The organism is Pedobacter sp. W3I1 (assembly GCF_030816015.1).
Lineage (GTDB): Bacteria > Bacteroidota > Bacteroidia > Sphingobacteriales > Sphingobacteriaceae > Pedobacter.
In genome coordinates this window covers 4,956,378-4,981,083 of sequence record NZ_JAUSXN010000001.1, presented here as the reverse complement: position 1 = coordinate 4,981,083, position 24,706 = coordinate 4,956,378, and the positions used below count along the sequence as shown (strand labels likewise).

Sequence of the window (24,706 nt, the reverse complement as noted above, 5' to 3'; positions counted from 1 at the left end):
ATTATAGCGAGCATCCCGATCTTTTCATCGGGATAAAGCGGTAAGCGGGGCTTTCGGAGCCAAGGAGCATTGGCATTGCTTTCCAAATAAAAGTTCGGAATGAAGATCTTAAGCTTATTCGAACCATATAAGGAACATAAGATCATTCAGCTTATATCTGGAAAGATTCTGAAACAAGTTCAGAATGACGACTGCTCCTGGAATACTAAGAAAGATCCTGAAACAAATTCAGGATGACGTGTCGAGGTTGAAAACTGACAATTGAAAACTGGCTACTCTATCTTTTTACCTTTCATTGCTGTAGAAATCGCTGCGTCCATTACCCGTTCGGCAAAAGGGCGGGTAAATTCGTTCAGCTCGTCTGCTTTCTTCAAAATGGTATCTTTTTCTTGAGTAGCTAAAGCCGTTTTAAGTGCTTCGATGTGTACTTTGGTTTCTGCAATTTCGGTCGCCGTTAAATGCTCAGCATGTTTTTCGATAAAACGTTCTGCTGTGTAAAGCAATTGTTCGCCCTCGCTTCTCGCTTCAATAAGCATACGTTGTTCTACATCACTTTTAGCATGTTCTATGCTATCAAGGAGCATTTTCTCTACGGTATCGTCACTTAAGCCATAACTTGGCGTAATTTCTATCTCTTGTTTAACACCGGAACGTAACTCAATGGCCTGCACGGTTAAAATTCCATCGGCATTCAGTAAAAAATTGATGTCGACTTTTGGTAAACCAGCAGGCATTGCAGGGATTCCTTTTAAGTCGAACTCAGCCAATTTTCTATTTTCTTTCACTAAATCGCGTTCTCCCTGGTAAACAGAGATCTTCATATTTACCTGTCCATCTACAGAAGTAGTGTATTGGCGACCCGCTTTAGTAGGTACTTTGCTGTTACGGGCAATAATTACATCCATCAGGCCACCCATGGTTTCGATACCTAAAGAAAGTGGTGTAACATCTAACAATAAAATATCAGAACGGTTTCCGGCCAAAACATCGGCCTGAATGGCTGCACCAAGTGCTACTACCTCATCAGGATTAATGTTGTCTTGTGGTTTTTTACCAAAGAAATTTTCTACAGCCTGTTTTACATAAGGTGTACGGGTAGAACCTCCCACTAAAATTACCTCATCTATATCACTGGCAGATAAATCTGCATCCTTTAATGCATTTTTACAGGCGGTGATGGTCTCCTCAACCTTTGCTGAAATTAACTGCTCAAAGGTTTGTTTATCCAATGTACACCAAATCTCGCCAACCTTTTCGTTGTATAAATTCTGGGTTGATAATGCTTTTTTAGCAGCCTCAGCCTGTAGGCGTAAAGTTTGCATCAAAATATTGTCTTGAGCAACTACAGCTACATCAAGGTTGTTTTTCGTAAGCCAATAATTTAAAATGGCGCGGTCGAAATCATCGCCCCCTAAATAAGTATTTCCGTTTGTCGCCAAAACTTCAAAAATTCCATTTTGGATCTGTAGAATAGAAACATCAAATGTTCCTCCGCCTAAGTCGTATACCGCAATTGTTTTTTGTTGCGATGGATCTAAGCCGATTCCATAAGCCAAACTTGCTGCGGTAGGTTCGTTTACAATACGCATGACATCTAAACCGGCCAGTTTTCCAGCATCTCTGGTGGCCTGGCGCTGACTATCATTAAAATATGCCGGAACAGTGATTACAGCTCTGTTAACAGGAGTTTTTAGAGCGTGTTCTGCTCTTGCTTTAAGCTCTTTCAAAATTTCTGCTGATAATTCGATAGGGGTGTAGAAACGATCGCCTGCATGGATTTTCACCAAAGCATCACTATCATCGTCTATAATTTTGTAAGAGAAAATATCCTTATGTTCGGCTACGTCTTTATAAGAACGGCCAAGTAATCTTTTTACCGAAAAAATAGTGTTTGAAGGATCGGTGGTTAAGTATTCTTTAGCCTCGTTACCCACAATGGCTTCGTTCTGGTTGTTAAAATATACCACAGAAGGTACTAATATTCCTTTACCTGCATCGTTAATTACCTGCGGATTCTTATCTGGATTGATAAATGCGACCAAACTATTGGTTGTACCTAAATCTATTCCAACTATAATTTCTTCCTTCTGAAACGAACCTGTAGCAAGGTTAATTGATATTTTTGCCATGGCTGCAAATTTACAATAATGTTGTGCTAAAATTGTTGTTAAGTTGTAAGTTTTAGTTGAAAAAGTCCGGGGTCGGAGGTCAGAAAGTTGGAAGACTAGGGGCTTTATTAGTACTACTATATCTTCGGACTTCCGACTCCCGACTTCGGACTAAAGACTCTGGACTATCTCTTATTCTTCTCTTCAATCCACAAACTCATGTATTTGGTGCTCTGTGCCGTGTGGTGATTTAATATCTGTCCGAAAAAATTATTTTGTCTGTGTGCAATTAAATCTAAAGATAACCTTTCAATTTCTTCTATGAATGGGTCGGCAAAATATTTCGCCGAATACCTTTGGTTAATAATCTGTACGCCATTCTGTTGTGCAATTCTCCAGGCATTTTGATCCTGGTATAACTTCACAGCTTCATCTATAAACAGTTCTAAATCATCTTCGATGCTACCATTCCAATCTAAATTGCCTCTCATGGCTTCTGCACCAACGGATGTGGTAACCGATGGCGTACCAACGCACATGGCATCAATAAATTTACCTTTTACACCTGCGCCAAACTGAATTGGAGCTAGCAATATTTTATGTTTTGAAATGGTTTCCTTTGCGTCTATAGCTCTTCCTTTAATTAAGAATCTTTCACTTTTATTATCCAGTTGCAAAATTTTCTGCGATGCATAAGATCCATATATATTCATACTCGCATTAGGAATTTTTTTGCGAAGTGAAGGCCAGATCTTGGTTTTTAAAACCTGAACGGTATTCCAGTTGGGTTCGTGAAGGAAATTGCCAATGAAAACAAAATCTGTCCGATTTTCAAAGGGAATCCATTTTTCGATAACCTGCTGATCGATTTCTTCTTCGAGAAAGGGTAAATAATAGATCAGTGAAGGATCGATTTTAAATTGATTTTTCAGGATATCTATCTCCACTTCTGAAATCATTATAGATAAATCGCAACGTAAAATTGAAGCAATTTCTCTTTTAGCCGTATCTGAAAATAAATCTAAAACTTGTTTTTTCTTGTCGCTTTGTTGTCGGGCACTTCTCAGGCAATGTAAATCTTCGGTGTCTAAAACCCTAAGTGCATTAGGGCATTCCTGTTGCACCCGCCAGCCATATTGTTCTTCTACCATAAAGCGGTCGAACAGTACCATTTCCGGGTTTAATTCTTTCAGAAATACATTAAAACTTTCATCGTTTAGTTTGATTTGTTGCTCAACAATACTAATCTTACTAAAATCATAACTGAATTCGCTTTTCGATGCTGCCGATGCAAAAGTGATTTGATAATCTTTTGACAGAAATAGATCAACCAATTGGATCATCCTTGTGCCTGCCGCCGATGAAGTGGGTTCGGGCCAGACCAATCCAATTATTAATAATTTCTTAGCACTTGTATTCATTTCCCTGCAAAATAAGTTCTTTTTTTTGGCTCCCGTAGATAAATGTGATTTTCGCGGAGTGAAATGTAAAATCTGCATAATCTTTTAAATCTGCGGGAGATATTAAACGTATCTTAAATATTATTAATTTTGCAGCTCAATTACAAAGCATCAGATGTTAGGATTAAAATTATTGACAGACCCGCGTTGGGCAAATATTGCAGAATCGAATTTAGAAGAAATTTTATCTGACCATGCCTGGTGTGAACAAAAAGCGGCAACCAATGCGATTACATTAATTACTCAAAACTCTGAATACCAGGATCTGGTAGATGAACTAACTGCCATTGCCATAGAAGAAATGCAACATTTCCAGATGGTAATTGAAATTATAAAAAAACGTGGTTATACCTTAAGCCGCGAGCGGAAAGATGATTATGTAGGGCGTTTGGTAAAATTCAGTAAAAAAGACGGAAGCCGGAATATGGCTTTTATTGACAGGTTATTGTTTGCGGCAATGATTGAAGCCAGAAGTTGTGAACGTTTCAGGGTACTTTCGTTAAATATTAAAGATCAGGAACTGGCCAAGTTTTATCACGAACTGATGGTTTCGGAAGCCGGGCATTACACCACATTTTTAAATTTTGCGCGTAAGTATAGTACCGATGTTGATGTAGATAAACGCTGGAAAGAATGGTTAGATTTTGAGGGCGAACTGATCCAGAGTTTCGGAACGAGAGAAGCCATTCACGGCTAGTTCAGTTTGCAGTTTTTATCATTAACTGTTAATTGGCAACTGTCAACTCCTTTTTATGTATATTCCATAACCAAATTACAATGTCCTGATAACTATCGATTCCTTTTTTCTGGTTGTTCAATTTTAAAAAACTATCGAAGGCGGCATCCATATAACCGAACATATTGCCATTATATTTTCGCCAAAATTCCTTTTCGGTTTTAAAATCGGCTAAAACCTGTGGTAAGAGTTTTAAATAAAGTAATTTATAATCGTCAGGAGATTTCATTCTGATCTCGAATAAAATATACCGCAACATTTCATAATTGGCAGAATATTGGTAATTCACATCAGGGCTGTTGCTGGCTGTTAGATAGCCCAAAAGATTAGCTTCGTCTTCATAAGCAATGCCTAGCTGATGTCCAATTTCGTGGCAGCTTACATAAGGTTTTACGAAGTCGGGTAAATTCATATTCATATTGGCTTCACCCGAAAGCGGTGCGTAATAACCTTCGATTCCAATCTTACTAATCATCCAGGCGTTTAAAACCGATTTCAAACAAGGGTTTTGATACCGGAATAATTGATTTTTTCGCGACATAAGCGAATAAGCTGCTGCCGACTTTGATTCCAGTTCATTGATTGTGTAAACTGGGATTTTGCCTTGCTTCAGTTTCAGATTATTGGTTTTTTTAATGAAATAGTCGCCAAGAATAACCAATTCTTTAACGCTATATTTTTCATTGCCTATGCCCAGCGCTTCGCTAACACTAGGCCGACTGTAGTTTAAACCCCATACCATTTTGAATATGACATAGAGAATCAAGAAGAAGTTAATGACCTGTAAAGGAATAAGAATTCTATCCTGTCTTTTTAGCAATTTTCGTTGTTTATAAAATCTCACGATTTTATAAAGTACAAAGCCAATCAATAAGGCATAAATGATATCGCCAATGGCGAAAGGAAAAATAGATGATATAAATCTTAATGCGGAAGAAATGTAAAGATAAAAGCCTGTGGAATAATATTTTTGGACAAGACCAGGGTAAAAGCCAAAGAGGTAAATAAGTATAGCGAGGCTGACTAAAATAATCAGTTTTGTATGTTCAGAATGCTTAATCACCATTAATAATGGCCTCAATTGCCTTTGGAGCAAATATTACTTCCATAAATCTTCGACTGCAATTTTTACGCCTTTTCTTTCTTTCATTTGCTCTTGACTTCTTTTTATCTTAGCAACAAACTCCGGATTATATGGGCTTTTTTCAGTCTCGAAATCAATCTTCAAAACTTTCATAACAGCTTTTAAAGCAGTTGATTGTTCTTCATTTTTTGGATGTACGATTAGTGTTTCCATGTTATTTCATTGTGATAAAACAAATATAACAAATCTATCTTGCAAAAGTTAGGCGTTTTCCAATCTGATCGGTCGTGAATTTGCCATTTTGATAAGCCAGATTGCCTGAAACGAAAGTGTGGGTAATACTTGCCTGGAAGGTATCTCCATCAAAGGGGCTCCAGCCGCATTTGTAGAAATTGTTAAGCTTGGTTACTTTCCAGGAATCTTTCAGGTTTACCAGCACTACATCTGCCCAGTACCCTTCACGAATGAAACCGCGTTTTTCGATATCAAAACAGATAGCCAGGTTATGTGCTGTTTTTTCGACAATTTTCTCCAAAGATATTTTACCCTGTAAATGCATTTCTAACAGTGCTGGTAAGGCATGCTGTACCAACGGACCGCCAGATGGAGCTTGCGAATAAGGTTGCTGTTTTTCTTCCAGTGTATGTGGCGCATGATCTGTTGCAATTACATCAATATAATCTTCAAGAACGCCTTTGAGCACGCCTTTTTGATCATCTTCTGTTTTAACAGCAGGGTTCCATTTTATAAAATTTCCTTTTGAAGCATAATCTTTATCATTAAACCAAAGGTGATGTATGCAAGCTTCAGCAGTTATTTTTTTATCCTTTAAAGGCGTAAGGTTATCAAACAGCGCGATTTCTTTTGCAGTAGAAATATGTAGGATATGCAAACGCGTTTGATAAGTTTTTGCCAGTTCGACCGCTAGTGATGACGATTTATAACAGGCCTCTGCGCTGCGGATCAAAGGATGCATCTCTATGGTTAAATCTTCGCCGTATTTGGCTTTGAATTCAGTCAGGTTTTGGCGGATGGTGGCTTCATCTTCGCAATGTGTAGCAACTAATATTGGTGCTTTGCTAAAGATGTTTTCTAAAGTTTTTTCGTTATCCACCAGCATATTTCCGGTTGATGAACCCATGAAAACCTTAATTCCGCAAACATTTTTAGGATCTGTTTTTAAAACCTCTTCAATATTGTCATTACTGGCCCCCATGTAAAAAGAGTAATTGGCCAATGAAGTTTGAGCTGCAATTTCATATTTATCAGCCAATAAATTCTGGGTTAAAGTGTTGGGTACGGTGTTGGGCATTTCCATAAAAGAGGTAATCCCTCCAGCTACAGCGGCCATACTTTCAGTAAAAATATCGGCTTTATGGGTTAAACCAGGCTCGCGGAAATGGACTTGGTCATCAATCATCCCTGGTAAAAGGTATTGTCCTTCTGCATTAATTTCTTGTGCATCAGGTACAGATAGATTTTGACCGATTTTGGCTATTAATCCATCTTTTATCAATACATCGGCAACAATTTTTTGTCCCTCGTTTACAATTGTGGCGGCTTTTATCAGGTAAGAATTCATGGTTTCAAAGGTAGTAATTTAGTGTTAAGTAGCTAGTATCAAGTAGCAAGATTTTGATGCTGTGGATAGGGGGAATTGAGTTTTATGTTACTGTTTTAGATTAAATAAACCCGACAGTAGCGGACACGAAGTAAAGCGAATGGCGGGGCTTTCGGTAACGAAGAATTACTGGTTTTGCTTTTCTAAATAGCCTTGGCCTTTCTGCTTTAGACTTGCTTTTAAGCTTTCCGCTTAAAAAGCCTATCTTTGTGCGCTATGGCAAAATCGTTCGAAGAATTTAAGTTAAACAGGCAAATTTTAAATGCAGTTGCCGATGCAGGTTATACCGTTGCCACGCCGATACAGGAAAAAGCAATTGCACCAGTATTATCTGGACAGGATATTTTTGGTATCGCCGAAACTGGTACAGGAAAAACCGCGGCTTTTGTTTTGCCCATTTTAATGCAATTAAAATATGCTCAGGGCGATAATCCAAGGGCGCTGATTTTATCTCCAACACGCGAACTGGCCATGCAGATTGCAGAGCAGGTAAAGTTATTTTCTACTTATACTGATTTACGTTCTTTAGTGATTTTTGGCGGAATCGGTCCGAAAACTCAGAAAGAGCAGATTGCAAAAGGCGTTGATATTTTGATTGCTACGCCTGGAAGATTCCTGGATTTATATTTGGCAGGTGATATCAATACACAAAGCCTAAAGTTTTTGGTATTGGATGAAGCCGATAAAATGATGGATATGGGCTTTATTGGCTCTATTCACCGGATTTTAGAAATTGTTCCGCGTAAACGCCAGAATTTGTTATTCTCTGCAACGATGAGCGATTTGGTGCAGAAAATTGCGGGCGATTTCTTGAATAATCCGCTTGTGATTGAGGCATCTACGCAAGCAACCCCTGCTGCAAACGTAACGCAGGCTTTATATTATGTTCCCAACTTCAAAACAAAAATTAATTTACTGCAGCATTTGCTGAAAAATGATGAGGCTTTTAACCGCCTGATCATTTTCTGTAAAACAAAAACCGTTGCAGATAATATTTACAGTTTTATTGAGCGCAGATATGGTGCTGAGAATGTTCGTGTGATCCACGCTAATAAAGGACAAAACACCAGAATTAACTCAATAAATAGTTTCAAAGAAGGTAATATCAGGGTTCTAGTAGCTACAGATGTTGCCAGTAGGGGGATTGATGTGAGTGATGTAAGTCATGTGATCAATTTCGATGTGCCTATCATTATTGAAGATTATGTACACCGTATTGGCCGTACCGGTAGGGCTTTTGCCAAAGGTGATGCGATTACTTTTGCTACGGATGCCGAAAAATATTATATCCGCAAGATCGAAAAATTGATCCGCCAGTATATTCCGGTGGCCGAGATTCCGGAAGGTGTTTTCATCGATGAAACTCCTTACGAAGAGCGCCAGCATATTGCGAAAGAAATTGATATGCAGAAACGCAAGGAAGATCCTGATTTTCAAGGAGCCTTCCACGAGAAAAAACATGCTGCCGCGATAGAGAAAAAGGTGCGGGAAAAAGCCAAAGCAAAGGCCGGAAAGCAGGTAAAGAGTTTTAAAAAAGGTAAAAAATTCGATAAGAAAAAGTAATGAGCTTAAGGATCACGCCTTTAAATATCGTTAGTGCCATCGGTTTAGGTTTGGTAACTGTAAGTCTTCTTTCAGACAAAGCTACAGCACCCCGCCAAGTAAATATGAGTGGTTTTTATCTCCTTATTTTAGGTTGCCTCATTCTGGTAACCTTTATTACCGATTTAGTTTTCCGATTTACGTTGAAAGATATTAAACGGATCTGGGTGATAGAGCTGATATTTATCATTATTGCGGCTGTTTTGATGCTGATACTTCAAAAAGTAGCGTAATTAAATCGTAAAAATTCTCAACAATCCTTATCGGTGCAATCAACCAATCTGTGGAATCAAATTAAATAAGCATCTTTGCATCCGGAAAAATTAACTGGTAAATCCGTGTAATCCTTTTATCGGTGTAATCAATTTAAAAATGAAAAAAGCAGAAATTAAAATAACCGTTGAGTTAGATGAAGGCAATAACCCAGATAATATACTTTGGGAGAGTACAGATGCTGGAAACGCTGATAAAGTACCTGCAAAGGCCATGTTTTTATCGGTTTGGGACCACAATTATAAAAATACATTAAAGATAGATCTTTGGACAAAAGATATGCCCGTTGATGAGATGAAACGTTTTTTCTATGAAACTTTGCAAACCATGGGCGATAGCTTTTTAAAAGCCACAAACGAAACTTTGATTGTTGAAGATTTACGCGATTACTGTGCCCACTTTGCAGATAAGATGGGGATTATTGAGGGACAATAGTTTAGTTAGCAGTTTTCAATTTACAGTTAAACAAATTAACCAAAATCGGTGTAATCTCTAAATCAGTATAATCAAACCGAAGGAAAATCAGTGTAATCATTTTAAACTATGTTAGTATTAAATAAATTCAGGGCCTGGTTAGGCATTTTGTTATGCGTTATTGCAGGTTTCTGTCCCATATTAAAAGTGCCGATTAAAGGCAACTGGAACTTGTATCAATCTGATGCGCGTTTGTTTATGATTACTTATGCCATTATCGCCATTTCTGTACTGTTTCTTTTTATCAGAAAAGTAGGGGCCTTTAGGTTTATGAGTTTTGTAATGGCTATCTGGTATGTTTTAGCAGTAGTTGCTGTTTATTTTACTGCAAATAATTATACTAAATATGGTTTTGCCAATAAACTTATCGGTAAAGTTGTTCATTTTCAGTGGGGCTGGATTGTGCTTTTAGTAGGGGTTATATTTATGCTTTTTAGCGTTAAGCGAGGGGAGAAGATTACAGCTTAAGCCTTTTCATGCCATGAGAGGTTAGCTGGTTATGGTAAATGTTAATCTAGGATGAAATAATCATCCGTATCCTCTTCCAATGGGATATAGATTCTTTCCCACTCATTGCCGTCTACAATTTCCCAGGTGTGCCCTTCTCCGGCTGTATCATTGGCAATGAGGGTAATCCCCGGCTCGATGATGAAAGTTTCACCATTGCTTACCGTAAACTTCAGTTTACCTTTAAGCGTAATTACATATTGCCTCCTCGGTGCAGGGTGGGGAATTTTCTCTAAAGTTGATACATCGGTTTGGGCAAAAAAATAATTCGCATTAATATGCTGGCGGATCGGGATTCTGCCCGTTTCAAAAGCGCATTTGTCGTCTTCAATGTTAATTAAACGGATGGCTTTTAGGTAATTTTTAATTGTTCCGGCTTGATCTGTATTCATCTGCAAAAAAAAAATATAGTTTAAAATTTTAATTCTGTTTGTCCTTTTTGGGCAACTTCTCGTTCATGCTGTAGCAGCCATTGCTTACGCCATAAACCACCTGCATAACCAACCAGTTTACCGTTACTGCCAATTACCCGGTGACATGGCACTACAATGGCAATATTATTTTTTCCGTTTGCAGCAGCAATAGCCCGTATCGCTAGTGGATGGTGTGCAGAAAATTTGGCATACGAAGTGGTTTCGCCAAAAGGTATGGTCAATAAATTCTGCCAAACCTCCTGCTGAAATTCAGTTCCTTTTTGCTTTATTGGAAAATCGAAATCCTTTAGATCGCCTTTGAAATAATCATTTAACTGATTGGCTACCTTTACCGTAAGTGCGTTTTCTGATAATCCAGTAATATCCTTTTCAGCAAAAGTAATTACATGTACAAATTCGTCATCAGCTAAGATGGTTATTGGGCCAACAGGGGATTCTATAACTGATGCGTAGTTCATATTATAATAGCTTTAATCACAGATTGTTGTACGCATTTTTTTAGTTACACATCTAATTTAGACTTTCAGAATATTTGTAAGCTCATTTGTGATGCTACGAAAAAATGCCATCTGTGTTTATCTTCTTCATCTGTGGTTTAAAACTTTTTTCTGCCACCTAAACTTTAAACAAAATTACAACAATACAACAATTTAAGCATGCAATATTTATCAATAAAAGTATCTTTGCGGTTATGCAATTGGCCAAAGAGGTTAAATATTTAATTCACAAGGAAGTATTGTTAGAGTGGCGCTCCAAATATACCATTAACGGTGTATTACTCTATGTGGTTTCTACTATTTTTACCTGTTACCTCTCTTTTGTTAGCCTGGGCGATAAATTAACATGGAATGCCTTATTTTGGATCATCATGCTTTTTGCCTCAATCAATGGTGTATCAAAAAGTTTTTTGCAGGAAACCAAAGGCCAGCAGTTGTATAGTTACATTTTAGCGAGTCCGGCTGCGGTTTTAATTTCTAAAACGGTTTACAACATCCTCCTCATGTTGGTGCTTACTACAATTGCTTTAGGTTTTTATACACTGGTTTTCGATTCTTTTACCCCACCCGATTTAGTAATGTATTACATAGCCGTGGTATTGGGTAGCATCAGTTTTTCTACTGTATTTACAATGGTTTCGGCAATCGCAAGCAAAGCGGGTAATGGTGGAATGTTGATGGCGATTTTAAGCTTTCCAATCATTATTCCGGTGTTGATCTTGTTAATTAAACTGGCCAAAAATGCTGTTGATGGCTTGCCATGGGAGAATAGTTACGATGAAATAGCGATGTTACTGGTGGTAAATGTATTGATGGTGGCAACGTCTTTATTGTTATTTCCTTACCTTTGGAGGGATTAAGATTAGTGATTGAATGAGAGAAGGATTAAATGAGAGAATGATTGAATTATAGAATGAGAAATTCGTAAGTATTAAATCCTTGATGATTATTAAGGCATAAGAAAAGAACATTCTCTCATTCAAAACTCAATCATTCAAAATTATATATGTATGAATAAAACTTGGTGGAAAATTTTAGGTTCAGTTTTGGTAATTTATACTGCAATAGCGGGTTTGTTACTAGGCGTACCACATCTGGCTATTTTGAACGAAACCATCCGTAATCTGTATTTCCATGTCCCGATGTGGTTTGCCATGATTATTCTTTTTTCGATCTCTGTTTTTTACAGCGTAAAATCATTGAGTAGCAAAAGTGAAATCGACGATATCAAAGCAGTAGAAAGCGTTAATGCAGGGATTGTTTTTGGTATTTTAGGTTTAGTTACCGGTGCCATCTGGGCTAAATATACCTGGGGACAGTTTTGGAGCTTCGATCCTAAACAGAATTTTGCTGCTATTTCAATTTTGCTCTACTTTGCTTACCTCATTCTCCGCAATGCAATAGACGAAGAGCAGAAAAGGGCCAAGATTTCGGCCATTTACAATATTTTTGCTTTCCCAATGATGGTCGTATTACTTTTTGTTTTACCCCGGTTAAAAGATTCGTTGCACCCAGGCAATGGTGGTAATCCTGGTTTTAACAGTTACGATTTAGACAGCCGCATGCGTATGGTATTTTATCCTGCATGTTTAGGCTGGATATTAATCGGTTACTGGGTATACACTATCCGTTTCAGAATACGTAATATTGAAACCATCATGAACACACCCGATCACGATGAGATAAAAGGTGTTCGTGATAGCTTCGTTACCGCTGAAAATCAATCAATAACAAACGAAAACAAACAACAACATAACTAAAAATGAAGAAGATATTTTTCTCCCTGATATTAATGATGACAGCCCTGCAGTTATTTGCCCAGGATAATGGAGTAGAAATGGCTGATAGCCTTCGCAGCAGCGGAAAAATTTACGTTGTGGTAATCTGTATCGTAATTATACTAGTTGGCTTGCTTGCCTATCTTTTCTCTATTGACAAAAGATTGAAGAAAATCGAAAAAGAAAACCATATCGAAAAATAACATAAATTGGATGATGATTACGGTTTGTCCGGATTAAATTTTAAAGGAGATCAAATTATTTGATCTCCTTTTTTTACGCCTTATTTCTGATGAAAAATTTATAATATTCGTAATTATAAAGGCATTTTTGTGTTTCAAATAATTAGTCTCATAATAAAATGCCCTTGTGAATATTTTTTTTATAATTTTTTTTGATCAAAATAAGTCGTAATGAAACCTATAAAGATAGTCGTTTTTATGGGGCTTATTAAACAAGATACCTGCATTTAAAGGTGTTTAAGTATGGTTTTTGAACAGTTTTCTATTATGGGTATAAAAGCTATTATTAGGCTAAAATAGAGTGGTGTTTGCTTTACACTAAGTCTTTTTCCATTTGGATATGTGCGGTTTTTTTAGGCAATTTTGCATCGAAAACTTATTCAATATAAAAAATAAATAATGGCTAATCTAGCAGACGAGAACAAGTTCTTTGCAGATGTTTGTAAGAACTTTGACAGTGCGGCTCAATTCACCAATCATCCGGAAGGTTTATTGAACCAGATTAAAACATGTAATAGTGTATATCGTTTCCAGTTCCCAATCCGCCGCGGAAACGGTTTTGAAGTAATTGATGCCTGGCGTGTAGAACACTCTCATCACATGAGCCCTACAAAGGGTGGTATCCGTTACAGTGAAATGGTAAACGAAGATGAGGTGATGGCACTTGCAGCCTTAATGACCTACAAGTGTGCCATTGTTAACGTTCCATTTGGTGGCGCAAAAGGTGGCATTAAAATTAACACTAAACAATACAGTGTTGCCGAATTAGAAACCATCACCCGCCCGTTATACAACAGAATTAATTAAGAAAAACTTTATTGGCCCTGGTATTGATGTTCCTGCTCCTGACTATGGGTCGGGTGAACGCGAAATGAGCTGGATAGCCGACACCTATATGACCATGAATCCTGGTCAGTTAGATGCATTAGGTTGTGTAACTGGTAAGCCAATTGCTTTACACGGAATCCGTGGTCGTAAAGAAGCTACTGGGCGTGGCGTGGCTTATGCCGTACGTGAATGTGTAGATGTAGCTGAGGATATGGCTAAAATCGGTTTTAAAGCTGGCTTAGGCGATAAAAGAGTAATTGTTCAGGGATTAGGTAATGTGGGCTACCACTCGGCTAAATTCTTAGCCGAATTTGGTGCTACCATTGTAGGTTTATGCGAGTTTGAAGGGGCTATTTATAATGCCGACGGATTAAATGTGGATGAGGTTTTTGCACACCGTAAAAACACCGGATCGATTTTAGGCTTCCCTGGTGCTAAAGACTTTAAAAACTCGATGGAAGGTTTAGAACAAGATTGTGATATCATTGTTCCTGCTGCTCTTGAAAATCAATTCACCGAGCTTAATATCCGTAATATCAAGGCGAAAATTATTGCTGAAGGTGCAAATGGTCCAACTACACCAGAGGCCGAAACCATATTTACCGAAATGGGCGGTATCATCATTCCTGATATGTATTGCAATGCAGGTGGTGTTACGGTTTCTTATTTCGAATGGCTGAAAAATCTTTCTCACGTGGCCTTTGGCCGTATGGAGAACCGTTATGCAGCCAACTCAAATGCGAATCTAATTAATACTTTAGAAAACTTAACCGGTAAAACTATCCTTCCTGAGCACCGTTTAATGATTGTTAAAGGCGCATCTGAAATGGAACTGGTAAATTCGGGTTTAGAAGATACTATGATTCATTCTTATCACGAGATCCGCGAAACGTTAATGAACAAACCAGCAACCCAAACCTTGCGGACAGCTGCTTTTGTAAATTCAATCGATAAAATTGCAGTTTCTTATATGAATTTAGGCGTTTGGCCATAATCAACTAATCGTCATTGCGAATCCCGATCCTTTATCGGGATGTGGCAATCTTATTATGAAGCCTTGCAGGGTTAAACTGCAGGGCTTTTTTGTGACAAAGTTCGCTATCACAAACTCCGGTCTGAATCTTTAGCTGACTGTGTAAACCATTTCTAGCTTTTTTTGCTTTGGAAATGAATGGCCTGTATTGCATAGGGGTGGGTTGGTCCCGCTGTACCTCCTGCCGATGAAGGATCGGCATCCGTCCCATCAGGTTTAGATACAAAGGGCAATTACCGAATCCTTGTTTGGTGGCTTACCAAACAAGTGAATGTATAAAAATCAATTAAAATAACATGAGATTTTAAGGAGATAAATCTTCTCAGATTATCGTCATTGCGAGGAGGAACTTTCTATTAGAATCTGTCATTGGATAGCCTGTAGAAGGACTAATGTTATTTTTATTGATACCGCAAACAATTATAGTCTGCGTAAATCATCTTAAATCTGCGGGAAAACCTTACTTGCTTGCCGGACTACCAACAGAAAAATTAAAATTTAAAGTATTGTTGAGGCCATTTCTAAATGTTTTTAAAAGTTGGATCAAGGCGTTGGCATCCTTGTTTAAAAATGAAAGTTCCGATTCCAATTTGACTTTGTCTTTTCCTATGCCTTTAGCTTTGATCTCCAGTTGACTAAAAGTACCCAGTTTATCAGCAATTACGGGCATTGGAGTTTGTTTAATCAACTTTTTAAAATCTACTTTAAAATAGAAGAAATCGTTTGATAATGCCCTTTTTAGATCAGGTTTAGCGCTTTTTACAGTACTTAACAGAACATTACCATTGTTACCTTTAAAGTAAACCTGGTACAACGGAATGATAGCGCTGCTAATCTTTCCTGTCGACTGATCCAACGCGCCTAATGATTTAAGGTAATCGCTTACTTCCCGGTCATTAGCAGCCACATTCATGGAGATATAAGGAATCTTACGGTCCTGAAGTATTTTTTTTTCAACCCTTTCAAAATCATCATTATATTCATACCCAACAACAGTGTCTACCTGCGTAATGGTATTTGTCCATTCAAAATCCAGGTAATCCTTGTAAAACCTGAAAAAATTATTTTTAGAAAAGAGAGCAGAACTTCCGGTTTGATTTTTCTTAAGTGAATCGGATTTAAACTTTGCATTTAGCCACATGCTTACCGTACTTTCTGGATTTAGAACCCGGTGTTGGGGCTTAGCGGCTGGCTCGATCAATTGATTGATAAACTCATTGCTGAAATTAATTTTTCCATCAGTAAAATTAATTTTGCTAAAGTTCTCGGTATTTTGAAACGAAATATGATCGGAAAGGTTTACAAGTTCGTTAAATCGACTATCGCCAACTTTAATCATGTTTTTTGGGTTCAGTATTTCTACCAGCGTAGTTTTTACCTGTTCTTTTTTAGGAGTATAGGCAAAAGCGACAGTTGTTTTGTTAAATAAGATAAAGAAGGTCGAATCTTTGGATTGAAAGAAATTACTATCTTTTTTGATCAATGGCAAAAAAGATTTTTTTTGGATAAAAAGATGAAATGCTAAAGTATCTGCTATTTCAAAAGTCGAAAAAAAAGTAGTTTTTACCTTTCCTTTTAAACTATATAGGTAGATGCTTGCCGGGATTTTCAACCCTGTATTTAAATCGTTTACCTTTTCTTTGATACCTTTTTTATCTGCCCCCGAATATTGATTTGGATGTTTTATATAACTCACAGCAATGGTTTTGTACAACTCATCAACATTTATTTTAAGCAAGGCATTGGTTGAAACCGGAATTGATATGTTGTTAGCCTGAATTTCTCTATACTTAAAAAAGCAGAAGTAGGAAAGCAGCAGCAATATTACTATCGCTGCTGTTATTATTAAGAATTTCTTCATAGAAAAGGTTAACTGTTTAAATTGGTTAATCGGTTAACTGTAAATTGTAAACTGCCAATAACTGCCAACTGATCTACTTAGCCGCATTTTCAATTAACGAGAACAAATATTTCAATGCATTTTCATGTCCGTTCGGAATTTCAGCACTAATATCTGCCGAAACCAACCTACCTTTTATCGGGTTCGATTTCATATACACGTTGCCCATTTTTTCTAAGGTGCTGTTAAACTTCTTAGCGGTTTCCTCACCACCAATTTCCGAATCCGGCACTTTGTCCACCAGGTTTTTGGCATTAAACAAAAAGCTGAAATTATTTTTGCTCAATAGTTGTTTGTGCAGTTTACTTAATTTGTTGCCGTTGTACTGGTTGTTGCTAATACCCTGCATTTCAGTTAACGAATTACCGAAAAATACAATACCATCTTTAATGATAAAGTAAATATCAATCGGACTTTTCTTTTCCTGTATTTTATAAATGTTGTTCTCAACAGATACATAATTTTTGTTTACGCCATATTTAATCAGTTTGTTGATCAATCTGTGATCTTCTGATGAAAACATGAAAAGGAAATCAGGTAACGTTTCTTTTTTGGTTTTAGTTACCTCTTTCTGTTTGTAATCATCATCATATTCGTAAGTGGTGTAGGTAACGTCTTTTGTATTTAATCCATTAATTACAAATAAGGCATCGCCTTTAATTACTTTGCTAACAGCTTCTTCATCTAACAAAAGAGAGAGCAGTTCAGCGCCCAGGTCAATTTCTTCATCCATTTTAGCCCCCAGGAAAGAACCATAGGTCTGTTTCATTAATTTAGGGAATTCTTCCAGATAAGCTTTGGTATCGATAGAATAGCTCATAAAACCAAGGGCTTTTTCGCTGTTTACATATTTCAAAAAGTTTTTGTTTAACTTTCTGTTCATGATTTTTTTATAAGCATCTGCTTGTTCCTGCGCCAATTCTAAGCCTGTAGAGATGCGGAAACTTTTATCATCCATAAAAAGTTTTGCATTTAAACTGCCATACCCTTTCATTAACCCTGCTTTACCATAAGCACCAAATTCAGGAGAAATCGCATTATAAACATCTTGAAGACTCGACACCCATAGTTCTGCAATGGCTTTGTTATCTAAACTCGCGGTGTATGATTTATTGTTTTCGATAGACTCGTACGTACCATTGAAAATCTGATCAGCCTGAGTGGTCATCCAGGTAAAAGCCAATCTCTTTTTCTTAGCATCTTGCTCTGCACGTTCTTGCTGGTAAGCATCATATTGTTCATCTACTACACCGTGAACTGGAGTCATGGCACTCGCAGTATCCACATATGCATCATCAACGGTTGCCACTGCATCATCATGTTGATACTGCGGTTTTAAAGGGATTTTTTTCTTTAATACTTTTTTCTTTTTACTGGTAGTTTTTTTAGCGTTCTTTTTTACGGCCGACTTTTTCCGAACTTTTACTTTTTCAATAACCGGGGCATCAACTGCCTCTACCATAGGCTCATCTGTCGTTGCATAAGTAGAATCTACAGCCACAGCCGCGCTATCAGCAGCTATTGCATCGTCACTTTGGAACCTAATATCCTTAATTCCATAACGGGCAGATTTAACTGAATCGGCAAAAAAAGAACTGCTGATGCTTCCTGTTACAAAATACATCATGTTATTGTTCCACTTAATAACACTCGTACTATCAGGCAAAATCATCGTGCGAACGTCGCCTTCCTTTTTAAATTTATTCTCTTTGTTGTTAATTAAACTTTCGAACTTAGTCGCATCTTTTATCGGGATCAGAAAACAGTTATAGGTAATACTATCGCTTAACTGATTAAAATAATACATGTTTTTCTCCAGGTTGATGCCGAAGTCTTCTATACTGGTAAAGTTTTTATCAAGCGATTTTGAAGTTTCGGTCAATAATTTCTTGCCTAGAAAAGATTCGTTAAAATCTTTCACAAACATTAACTTAAATATATTATCACCTTTAATGGTGGCAACGGTGAAAGCATTTGAAGGTATTTTCTTAACCAGATCCTGGGCTTTAGCCAGGTTGAACGATAAGAAAAGAGAGATGGTAATTAGAATTTTTTTCATTAGTATAATTTGTTTTTTAATGGTTATGAAGCTATCATGAGCATATTCATCTCGGTTTGTGAACGGTATGCGCATGATGGTTTCATTAGAATATAATTTGTTTTCAGTGGAGGTGAAACTATCGCGAATACACGATGGTTTCATTTTATTTAGATAATTGTATAGAATTAGATACGTTAATTTTTCCATTAATTAAATCCATGATACTGCTTTTTAACATCACTGCTTTTTTAGATTTCGATACATTTGATGCCGGATTGGTACTACTTGTTACAGGCGATTCGAAACGATAAATGCTGGTGTAGGTTGCGCCGTTAAAAACCGCCTTGTCTTTTGCCTTTAATTTATTGAATTCCGTTTTAGCAGTACCTATTGCCTGATATTTTCGGCTAAAGGTTTTAGTGGCTTTGTTATAAGCGTACGAGGAAGTATTGGTGGCCTTAATTTTTTGCTGAGCAAGAATGTTTTTGGTGATGTTATTGATATTCGAAACATCTTTAAAAGAAAAACTAATGGTTGCGATATAATTATTAAAATCACTCGTGCTTTTTACATTCGAAATTCCTTCCGATTTTCTTAAATAGGCAACGGCTTCATTTAATTCCTGTTGAATTTTTTGCTTACTGGGTACTTTATAGCCTTGTACGCTATCCAAAAGCATTACCGAAGCTACCTTGGTTTTGCTCTGGCTTAGGTTTATGGTAAGTACTACATTGCCAGTTCCGTCGTTTTTCATGGCAATTTCTTCAATTACCTCAAAACAAGAGCTTAAAATGGGTATCAAAAAGATAAATAACAAAAGCTTATAAAGCTGTTTCAAGTTCATATTAATCCGGTTTATGTTTTATTGAGGGATGTAAAAAAGGAATGATTATCTGACAGGCCAAACTTAATAATTTCAAGGCGAATTTTTAAGCGATTTAAGATATTCCTTAAGATCGGTTATAAATAGGCCTTCGGAAAAAATATTTCTTCTTCAAAAATCAGATAATTGTCAATATAAAGACAAGAAAAATGTAAAAGAATGCTGGCTAAGCCTATTTTTCTATCTTTGTTGCCAGCTTTTACAATTAGTATAACCATGAAGAAAAGTGCAATCATTGGATTAATTACCATCGCAATTTCCGTAGGGATTTTATTTAGCTTAAATGCAAATACCGATACCTATTCTAACTTCAAACAGGCAACCCTTTCTGAGAAAGAGGAGCATGTTATGGGTTATTGGGTAAAATCAATGGGCACTTACTACGATGCCGTAAAAGATGCTAACCATTTTTCATTCCACATGAAAGATGAAAAGGGAGAAGTGAGAGAGGTAATTTACGCTGGTACCAAGCCACAGGATTTCGAAAAATCTGAAAAATTGGTGTTGATCGGCAAGATGAACAAAGACAAGTTTTACGCATCGAAAATTTTAATGAAATGCCCATCTAAATATAACGATAACCTGGTAGAGGTTAATAAAGATGGCAAAGTAGACACCGTAGGGAAGTACGGCGAAAAAAAATATAACTAATTTTAATGGATATTCAATTTGTAGGCGAACACCTGTTACCAGGTAAAATCGGACAGTTTTTTATTGTTTTGGCATTTAGTGCATCATTACTATCAACAATATCGTATTTTTTTGCCAGTCGCGATAAAAACTTTGAAGAAAAATCCTGGCGGAACTTAGGCCGCATTGGATACCTTGTTAACTTTGCTAGTATTATAGGTATCGGAGCAATTTTATTCTATCTGGTGCTTGGTCATTATTTTGAATACTATTACGTTCAATCTCACTCTTCAAAACAACTTCCAGTATACTACATTATATCTGCCTTTTGGGAAGGACAGGAAGGTAGTTTTTGGCTTTGGGCTTTCTGGCAGTCGTTTTTGGGGGCATTGTTAATCTGGAAAGCTAAATCGTGGGAAAGTCCGGTAATGACTGTTGTGGCTTTCTCGCAAGTGTTTTTAACTTCAATGCTTTTAGGCGTAGAAATTTTAGGCGAGCGTGTTGGAAGTTCTCCTTTCATCCTTTTAAGAGATGCGATGGATTTAAAAGCACAGGCACCTGTGGTTTTTGCAAATCCTGAAAATTATAAAAATTACCTTAAGTTCATCACGGATGGTAAAGGATTAAATCCTTTATTGCAAAATTATTGGATGGTTATCCATCCGCCAACTTTGTTTTTGGGCTTTGCCAGTATGGTTGTGCCATTCGCTTACGGAATTGCGGCTTTATGGCAAAAAAGATATAAGGAATGGATTAAGCCTGCTATGCCCTGGACACTTTTTGCAGTAATGGTTTTGGGTACAGGCATTATTATGGGCTCGTTCTGGGCCTACGAAGCGCTAAACTTTGGCGGTTTCTGGGCCTGGGATCCTGTAGAAAATGCATCATTAATTCCGTGGTTAACCCTAATTGGTGCTGTACACGTCATGATTGCTTATAAGAATACTGGTCATGCTTATTTTACCGCAATTGCTTTAGTATTCTTAAGTTTCTTATTGGTGCTTTATGCCTCGTTTTTAACCCGAAGCGGAATTTTAGGTGATACATCAGTTCACTCCTTTACCGATATGGGCATGTTTGGGCACTTGATTTTATACAATGTTGTTTTCGCTGTTTTAGCGATTGTGCTCATTGTAATAAGATGGAAAGAATTGCCAATTACTACTAAAGATGAAGAAACCTATTCTCGTGAATTCTGGATGTTTATTGGAGCTTTAGTAGTAACTATCGCTTGTATCCAGGTAATATTCTCCACTTCGGTACCTGTATTTAACAAAGCCTTTGGAACTAACTTTTCTCCTCCAATCGATGCGGTAAAATACTACAATCAATGGCAGGCACCTTTCGCGGTATTGATCACCCTAATTTCAGGTTTCTCTCAATATTTAAAATACAAAAGGACCGATCCGCGCAAATTTTATAGCAGTCTGGTATCGGCAATTATTTTCTCCATTGTATTAACAGCGGGTTTGGTATATGTAGCAGATATTTATACCAACACCATGTACATCCTGATTACTTTCAGTTGTTTATTTGCAGTGCTTTCTAACGCGGCAGTGTTATATCAGGCTTTCGGTGGTAAGGCAAAATTGGCCGGATCTGCAATTGCACACATTGGTTTTGCTTTCCTGATCTTGGGTGCATTAATTTCTGCAGCTACCAATAAACCTTTATCCATCAACGCGAATAAATTTATCCCGGTAAAGGATTTCGAAAAAACGGAAAAACCAGGTGAAAACATTATGTTATACAAAAACGAACCTAAGAAAATGGGTAAGTACACCGTAACATATGTAGCCGATACTACAGTAGCACCCAATACCATTTACACCCTTAATTTTAAAGTTTTAGATAAAGAAGGTAAAGTTAAGGAAGATTTTAACTTGCATCCACATGTGCAGGATAATGAAAAGATGGGTTTAATTGCTTCTCCTGACACCAAGCATTATTTAACTTACGATGTTTATACACACATTACCAGCGCTGCTATTAAAAAAGAATCGCACGATGATCATGAAGGTCATTCTGATGATGAAAATTATAAAGCACCGCGTATTGTTAAGGTTTCGGTAGGGGATACCATTCACACCTCAAGTGGCATTGTTACGGTTAAAGATTTAAACAGAAAACCTACTGCAAAAGATTTAGTTTTGGGCCAGGGAGATTATGCGGTTGGTTTACCATTAGAGATTAATGCTGCCGGTAAAGTTTATAACACAGAGCCTATTTTCTTGATTAAAGGAAATAATACTTTCGATTTCGCCCGTAAGGTGGATGAGTTGGATTTGAAATTCCGTTTCTCCAGAGTATTGCCAGATGAGAAAAAAGTGGAGCTCCAGATTTTTGAAAAACCTCAGCAGGCTAAAGACTGGGTAGTTTTTAAAGCGATAGAATTTCCTTTCATCAATTTATATTGGGCAGGTACCATTGTAATGGTTGTTGGTTTCTTACTTTCAATTTTCAGAAGAAGAAAAGAGGCCAAAGCCGCATAGAATCATGAAGATTGTTTTATTAGGTTCGGGGAATGTTGCCACACACTTAGCAAAAGCATTAAAAGTGAAAGGTGAAGATGTGGTGCAGGTGTATAGCCCAAATCTTAATCATGCAAACTTATTGGCTCATTTAATAGCAGCTGAAGCTATAAACGATTTAAATGAGGTTAAACAAGATGCTGATTTATACATTATCTCGGTAAAAGACGATGCCATTGAAACCGTAGCCCAATCATTAAAACAAGTAACGGGTTTGGTGGTGCACACCTCAGGAACTACCGACATTAGTGTTTTATCTGCACAGGTGAAAAAAGCAGGTGTTTTTTATCCCTTGCAAACTTTTTCGAAGAGTAAAGAGGTTTCATTTGAAAATATCCCACTTTGTATCGAGGCGAACGGTGAAAGTGAATTGACAATTTTAAATAAACTGGCTGCAAAAATTAGCCGTCAGGTATACCAGTTAGATGGCGGGAAAAGAAAAGTATTACACCTTGCAGCTGTATTTGCCTGTAATTTCCCGAATCACCTGTACGCTTTAGCCAACAAGATTTTAAACCAGAATGGTTTAGATTTCGAAATCATCAGACCATTAATTGCCGAAACAGCCGATAAGGTAATGAGCAATCTACCTGAAAATGTGCAGACTGGGCCAGCAGTTAGGGCCGACGAAAGTACTTTAAATAAACATTTGAGCATGTTAACAGATATGCCCGAATTGCAGAACATTTATCTAACATTGAGCGATAGCATAAAATTAACGCTGAAATAGCATAATTACGGCTTTTGCTTATTACTTTTGCAAAATAATTATGAGCATTTTTAAACTAAAAATAAATTTTGAAGAAGCAGATCACGAATCTATTGAATTACCAATAGCAGCTGGCGAATCTGTTTTAGATGTTTGCCTGGATAACGGGATCGAATTACAGCACAACTGTGGTGGTGTTTGTGGCTGCAGTACCTGCCATGTATACGTAACAAAGGGCATGGATAACATCGAAGAGATTTCTGATAAGGAAGAAGACTTTATTGATAGAGCTGTTCGCCCGAAAATTACTTCCCGTCTGGGCTGCCAATGTGTAGTGATTAATGGTGATATCGAAGTTACCATTCCAGATCAGTCAGACTTTATGGGACACTAGTTTAGTCCTGAGTCTAAAGTCTTTAGTCGGTAGTCTGAAAACCTTACAACATTAAAACTTTTCAACCTTACAACAACAACTAACAACATGAATAACGATAAATTTGCTTTACCTTTTTACTGGAACGATTATGAGGATATTGCAATGTCTTTATATGAGAAATTTGGTGATGATTTTACAGAAGCCAAAATCTACCGTATCCGCTTTACAGAACTTTTAGAATGGGTTTTAGAGTTGCCAAACTTTAAAGGAACCCGTGAAGAAAGCAGCGAAGGCCATTTAGAGCAAATTCAATCTGCCTGGGTTTACGAGTGGAGAGATAACCAATAATTTCAGTCCTGAGTTCGGAGTCCTTAGTCTTGAGTCAACTCTAAACGCTTACCCCTAACGCTAAACGCAAGATGTTTCTTCAAAAACTAAAAGAGATTAGCACTTTCATTTTCGATGTGGATGGTGTGCTTACGGATGGATCGGTTCAGGTAACTGATAATGGCCAGTCGTTGCGCACTTTTAACATAAAAGATGGCTATGCCATGCAGTTGGCTGCTAAAAGAGGGTATAACGTCTGTATTATATCTGGTGGAGATGGTATTGCCATGGGAAAACGTTTTTTTAATCTGGGGGTAACCGATGTGTTTCTCGGGGCAGGTGATAAGGTGGCCATTTTTAATCAATATCTTCAGGATAAAAACATTGCTGCAGGAGAAGTGCTTTATATGGGTGATGATATCCCTGATTTAAAAGTAATGAAACTCGTTGGGCTTCCAACCTGCCCGGCCGATGCTGTAGAAGAAATAAAAGCGATATCAACATTTGTCTCTCCCTACAATGGTGGTAAAACTGCTGTTCGCGATATTATCGAAAAGGTAATGAAAGTGCAAGGGAGATGGCATGATGAATATCCAAACGCTTCCGATTCCGGAAAATAGGTTCATTAGTCA

The 24,706-nt window shown here is 37.3% G+C and carries 24 protein-coding genes and 1 pseudogene; 15 read left to right on the top strand and 10 right to left on the bottom strand.

Features of this window, described 5'->3' with window-relative positions; all coding sequences use genetic code 11:
• Positions 1 to 272: 272 nt before the first annotated feature.
• Together hscA and QF042_RS20290 are read right to left on the bottom strand one after the other, a co-directional pair.
• Positions 273 to 2,129: a Fe-S protein assembly chaperone HscA gene (gene hscA / locus QF042_RS20295; protein ID WP_307531799.1), complete on the bottom strand. Its 1,857-nt coding sequence runs from the start codon at positions 2,127 to 2,129 to the stop codon at positions 273 to 275.
• A gap of 164 nt (positions 2,130 to 2,293) precedes the next feature.
• Positions 2,294 to 3,529 (bottom strand): glycosyltransferase, encoded by a 1,236-nt coding sequence (locus QF042_RS20290; RefSeq protein WP_307531798.1) that lies wholly within the window; start codon positions 3,527 to 3,529, stop codon positions 2,294 to 2,296.
• 154 nt (positions 3,530 to 3,683) lie between these two features.
• Between QF042_RS20290 and QF042_RS20285 the strand changes: the two genes are divergently transcribed.
• Entirely contained in the window at positions 3,684 to 4,265 is a 582-nt protein-coding gene (locus QF042_RS20285) for a tRNA-(ms[2]io[6]A)-hydroxylase (protein ID WP_307531796.1), read from the top strand.
• 28 nt (positions 4,266 to 4,293) lie between these two features.
• Here QF042_RS20285 and QF042_RS20280 read toward each other — a convergent pair whose 3' ends face one another.
• From QF042_RS20280 to QF042_RS20270, 3 genes are read right to left on the bottom strand one after another with little or no spacing between them, the layout of a single operon-like run.
• A complete protein-coding gene (locus QF042_RS20280; protein WP_307531793.1) occupies positions 4,294 to 5,370 on the bottom strand; it encodes a DUF3810 domain-containing protein in 1,077 nt (358 codons plus the stop codon).
• Positions 5,371 to 5,403: 33 nt separating this feature from the next.
• Positions 5,404 to 5,601: a DUF2683 family protein gene (locus tag QF042_RS20275; RefSeq protein ID WP_307531792.1), complete on the bottom strand. Its 198-nt coding sequence runs from the start codon at positions 5,599 to 5,601 to the stop codon at positions 5,404 to 5,406.
• A gap of 34 nt (positions 5,602 to 5,635) precedes the next feature.
• Entirely contained in the window at positions 5,636 to 6,970 is a 1,335-nt protein-coding gene (locus QF042_RS20270) for a dihydroorotase (RefSeq protein WP_307531790.1), read from the bottom strand.
• 255 nt (positions 6,971 to 7,225) lie between these two features.
• On the opposite strand from QF042_RS20270, the gene QF042_RS20265 reads away from it, so the two are divergent.
• From QF042_RS20265 to QF042_RS20250, 4 genes are all read left to right on the top strand, one after another.
• Complete coding sequence (locus QF042_RS20265; protein ID WP_307531788.1) at positions 7,226 to 8,572, top strand: DEAD/DEAH box helicase; 1,347 nt, start codon at positions 7,226 to 7,228, stop codon at positions 8,570 to 8,572.
• Positions 8,572 to 8,844: a hypothetical protein gene (locus QF042_RS20260; RefSeq protein WP_307531786.1), complete on the top strand. Its 273-nt coding sequence runs from the start codon at positions 8,572 to 8,574 to the stop codon at positions 8,842 to 8,844. Before QF042_RS20265 ends, QF042_RS20260 begins: the two co-directional genes overlap by 1 nt.
• A gap of 139 nt (positions 8,845 to 8,983) precedes the next feature.
• Positions 8,984 to 9,319, top strand: a complete 336-nt coding sequence (gldC, locus tag QF042_RS20255) for a gliding motility protein GldC (protein WP_057932380.1) — start codon at positions 8,984 to 8,986, stop codon at positions 9,317 to 9,319.
• Positions 9,320 to 9,427: 108 nt separating this feature from the next.
• Positions 9,428 to 9,826 carry a hypothetical protein gene (locus QF042_RS20250; protein WP_307531782.1) on the top strand — a complete coding sequence of 133 codons (399 nt, stop codon included), beginning with the start codon at positions 9,428 to 9,430 and terminating at the stop codon, positions 9,824 to 9,826.
• Between the two features lie 41 nt (positions 9,827 to 9,867).
• Here QF042_RS20250 and QF042_RS20245 read toward each other — a convergent pair whose 3' ends face one another.
• Together QF042_RS20245 and QF042_RS20240 are read right to left on the bottom strand one after the other, a co-directional pair.
• Positions 9,868 to 10,257, bottom strand: coding sequence for a hypothetical protein (locus tag QF042_RS20245; protein ID WP_307531780.1), 390 nt, complete (start codon positions 10,255 to 10,257; stop codon positions 9,868 to 9,870).
• A 20-nt stretch (positions 10,258 to 10,277) separates the two neighbouring features.
• Entirely contained in the window at positions 10,278 to 10,757 is a 480-nt protein-coding gene (locus QF042_RS20240) for a methylated-DNA--[protein]-cysteine S-methyltransferase (RefSeq protein WP_307531778.1), read from the bottom strand.
• A gap of 233 nt (positions 10,758 to 10,990) precedes the next feature.
• Here QF042_RS20240 and QF042_RS20235 point away from each other — a divergent pair, with 233 nt between their 5' ends.
• From QF042_RS20235 to QF042_RS20220, 4 genes and pseudogenes are all read left to right on the top strand, one after another.
• Positions 10,991 to 11,656, top strand: coding sequence for a heme exporter protein CcmB (locus QF042_RS20235; RefSeq protein WP_307531777.1), 666 nt, complete (start codon positions 10,991 to 10,993; stop codon positions 11,654 to 11,656).
• Positions 11,657 to 11,806: 150 nt separating this feature from the next.
• On the top strand, positions 11,807 to 12,556 hold the full coding sequence (gene ccsA / locus QF042_RS20230; protein WP_307531776.1) for a cytochrome c biogenesis protein CcsA: 750 nt from the start codon (positions 11,807 to 11,809) through the stop codon (positions 12,554 to 12,556).
• Positions 12,557 to 12,558: 2 nt separating this feature from the next.
• Positions 12,559 to 12,777 carry a CcmD family protein gene (locus QF042_RS20225; protein ID WP_307531775.1) on the top strand — a complete coding sequence of 73 codons (219 nt, stop codon included), beginning with the start codon at positions 12,559 to 12,561 and terminating at the stop codon, positions 12,775 to 12,777.
• A 438-nt stretch (positions 12,778 to 13,215) separates the two neighbouring features.
• Positions 13,216 to 14,638 (top strand): annotated as a pseudogene (locus QF042_RS20220) (Glu/Leu/Phe/Val dehydrogenase).
• Positions 14,639 to 15,137: 499 nt separating this feature from the next.
• Here QF042_RS20220 and QF042_RS20215 read toward each other — a convergent pair.
• The 3 genes from QF042_RS20215 to QF042_RS20205 all read right to left on the bottom strand — a co-directional run bounded on the left by QF042_RS20215 (position 15,138) and on the right by QF042_RS20205 (position 19,462).
• Positions 15,138 to 16,538 carry a hypothetical protein gene (locus QF042_RS20215; RefSeq protein WP_307531774.1) on the bottom strand — a complete coding sequence of 467 codons (1,401 nt, stop codon included), beginning with the start codon at positions 16,536 to 16,538 and terminating at the stop codon, positions 15,138 to 15,140.
• A 73-nt stretch (positions 16,539 to 16,611) separates the two neighbouring features.
• Positions 16,612 to 18,636, bottom strand: a complete 2,025-nt coding sequence (locus tag QF042_RS20210) for a hypothetical protein (protein ID WP_307531773.1) — start codon at positions 18,634 to 18,636, stop codon at positions 16,612 to 16,614.
• Positions 18,637 to 18,781: 145 nt separating this feature from the next.
• Positions 18,782 to 19,462, bottom strand: coding sequence for a hypothetical protein (locus QF042_RS20205; RefSeq protein ID WP_307531772.1), 681 nt, complete (start codon positions 19,460 to 19,462; stop codon positions 18,782 to 18,784).
• A gap of 255 nt (positions 19,463 to 19,717) precedes the next feature.
• Between QF042_RS20205 and QF042_RS20200 the strand changes: the two genes are divergently transcribed.
• From QF042_RS20200 to QF042_RS20175, 6 genes are all read left to right on the top strand, one after another.
• Complete coding sequence (locus QF042_RS20200) at positions 19,718 to 20,152, top strand: cytochrome c maturation protein CcmE (RefSeq protein WP_307531771.1); 435 nt, start codon at positions 19,718 to 19,720, stop codon at positions 20,150 to 20,152.
• Between the two features lie 5 nt (positions 20,153 to 20,157).
• Positions 20,158 to 22,623 carry a heme lyase CcmF/NrfE family subunit gene (locus QF042_RS20195; RefSeq protein ID WP_307531770.1) on the top strand — a complete coding sequence of 822 codons (2,466 nt, stop codon included), beginning with the start codon at positions 20,158 to 20,160 and terminating at the stop codon, positions 22,621 to 22,623.
• A 4-nt stretch (positions 22,624 to 22,627) separates the two neighbouring features.
• Positions 22,628 to 23,392, top strand: a complete 765-nt coding sequence (locus tag QF042_RS20190) for a Rossmann-like and DUF2520 domain-containing protein (protein ID WP_307531769.1) — start codon at positions 22,628 to 22,630, stop codon at positions 23,390 to 23,392.
• A gap of 40 nt (positions 23,393 to 23,432) precedes the next feature.
• Complete coding sequence (locus tag QF042_RS20185; protein ID WP_029275355.1) at positions 23,433 to 23,765, top strand: 2Fe-2S iron-sulfur cluster-binding protein; 333 nt, start codon at positions 23,433 to 23,435, stop codon at positions 23,763 to 23,765.
• Positions 23,766 to 23,852: 87 nt separating this feature from the next.
• On the top strand, positions 23,853 to 24,095 hold the full coding sequence (gene iscX, locus QF042_RS20180; RefSeq protein WP_088300868.1) for a Fe-S cluster assembly protein IscX: 243 nt from the start codon (positions 23,853 to 23,855) through the stop codon (positions 24,093 to 24,095).
• Between the two features lie 71 nt (positions 24,096 to 24,166).
• Positions 24,167 to 24,694, top strand: coding sequence for an HAD family hydrolase (locus tag QF042_RS20175; protein ID WP_307531764.1), 528 nt, complete (start codon positions 24,167 to 24,169; stop codon positions 24,692 to 24,694).
• The last annotated feature ends 12 nt before the right edge of the window (positions 24,695 to 24,706 follow it).

What these genes read in the sequence shown, in the direction of transcription:
- QF042_RS20290 (WP_307531798.1), bottom strand. Translation starts at nt 3,529, where the DNA reads ATGAATACAAGTGCTAAGAAATTATTAATAATTGGATTGGTCTGGCCC.
- QF042_RS20240 (WP_307531778.1), bottom strand. Translation starts at nt 10,757, where the DNA reads ATGAACTACGCATCAGTTATAGAATCCCCTGTTGGCCCAATAACCATC.
- QF042_RS20280 (WP_307531793.1), bottom strand. Translation starts at nt 5,370, where the DNA reads ATGGTGATTAAGCATTCTGAACATACAAAACTGATTATTTTAGTCAGC.
- QF042_RS20270 (WP_307531790.1), bottom strand. Translation starts at nt 6,970, where the DNA reads ATGAATTCTTACCTGATAAAAGCCGCCACAATTGTAAACGAGGGACAA.
- iscX (WP_088300868.1), top strand. Translation starts at nt 23,853, where the DNA reads ATGAATAACGATAAATTTGCTTTACCTTTTTACTGGAACGATTATGAG.
- QF042_RS20250 (WP_307531782.1), top strand. Translation starts at nt 9,428, where the DNA reads ATGTTAGTATTAAATAAATTCAGGGCCTGGTTAGGCATTTTGTTATGC.
- gldC (WP_057932380.1), top strand. Translation starts at nt 8,984, where the DNA reads ATGAAAAAAGCAGAAATTAAAATAACCGTTGAGTTAGATGAAGGCAAT.
- ccsA (WP_307531776.1), top strand. Translation starts at nt 11,807, where the DNA reads ATGAATAAAACTTGGTGGAAAATTTTAGGTTCAGTTTTGGTAATTTAT.
- QF042_RS20225 (WP_307531775.1), top strand. Translation starts at nt 12,559, where the DNA reads ATGAAGAAGATATTTTTCTCCCTGATATTAATGATGACAGCCCTGCAG.
- QF042_RS20185 (WP_029275355.1), top strand. Translation starts at nt 23,433, where the DNA reads ATGAGCATTTTTAAACTAAAAATAAATTTTGAAGAAGCAGATCACGAA.
- QF042_RS20210 (WP_307531773.1), bottom strand. Translation starts at nt 18,636, where the DNA reads ATGAAAAAAATTCTAATTACCATCTCTCTTTTCTTATCGTTCAACCTG.
- QF042_RS20195 (WP_307531770.1), top strand. Translation starts at nt 20,158, where the DNA reads ATGGATATTCAATTTGTAGGCGAACACCTGTTACCAGGTAAAATCGGA.
- QF042_RS20245 (WP_307531780.1), bottom strand. Translation starts at nt 10,257, where the DNA reads ATGAATACAGATCAAGCCGGAACAATTAAAAATTACCTAAAAGCCATC.
- QF042_RS20200 (WP_307531771.1), top strand. Translation starts at nt 19,718, where the DNA reads ATGAAGAAAAGTGCAATCATTGGATTAATTACCATCGCAATTTCCGTA.
- QF042_RS20235 (WP_307531777.1), top strand. Translation starts at nt 10,991, where the DNA reads ATGCAATTGGCCAAAGAGGTTAAATATTTAATTCACAAGGAAGTATTG.
- QF042_RS20190 (WP_307531769.1), top strand. Translation starts at nt 22,628, where the DNA reads ATGAAGATTGTTTTATTAGGTTCGGGGAATGTTGCCACACACTTAGCA.
- QF042_RS20175 (WP_307531764.1), top strand. Translation starts at nt 24,167, where the DNA reads ATGTTTCTTCAAAAACTAAAAGAGATTAGCACTTTCATTTTCGATGTG.
- QF042_RS20285 (WP_307531796.1), top strand. Translation starts at nt 3,684, where the DNA reads ATGTTAGGATTAAAATTATTGACAGACCCGCGTTGGGCAAATATTGCA.
- hscA (WP_307531799.1), bottom strand. Translation starts at nt 2,129, where the DNA reads ATGGCAAAAATATCAATTAACCTTGCTACAGGTTCGTTTCAGAAGGAA.
- QF042_RS20205 (WP_307531772.1), bottom strand. Translation starts at nt 19,462, where the DNA reads ATGAACTTGAAACAGCTTTATAAGCTTTTGTTATTTATCTTTTTGATA.
- QF042_RS20260 (WP_307531786.1), top strand. Translation starts at nt 8,572, where the DNA reads ATGAGCTTAAGGATCACGCCTTTAAATATCGTTAGTGCCATCGGTTTA.
- QF042_RS20265 (WP_307531788.1), top strand. Translation starts at nt 7,226, where the DNA reads ATGGCAAAATCGTTCGAAGAATTTAAGTTAAACAGGCAAATTTTAAAT.
- QF042_RS20215 (WP_307531774.1), bottom strand. Translation starts at nt 16,538, where the DNA reads ATGAAGAAATTCTTAATAATAACAGCAGCGATAGTAATATTGCTGCTG.
- QF042_RS20275 (WP_307531792.1), bottom strand. Translation starts at nt 5,601, where the DNA reads ATGGAAACACTAATCGTACATCCAAAAAATGAAGAACAATCAACTGCT.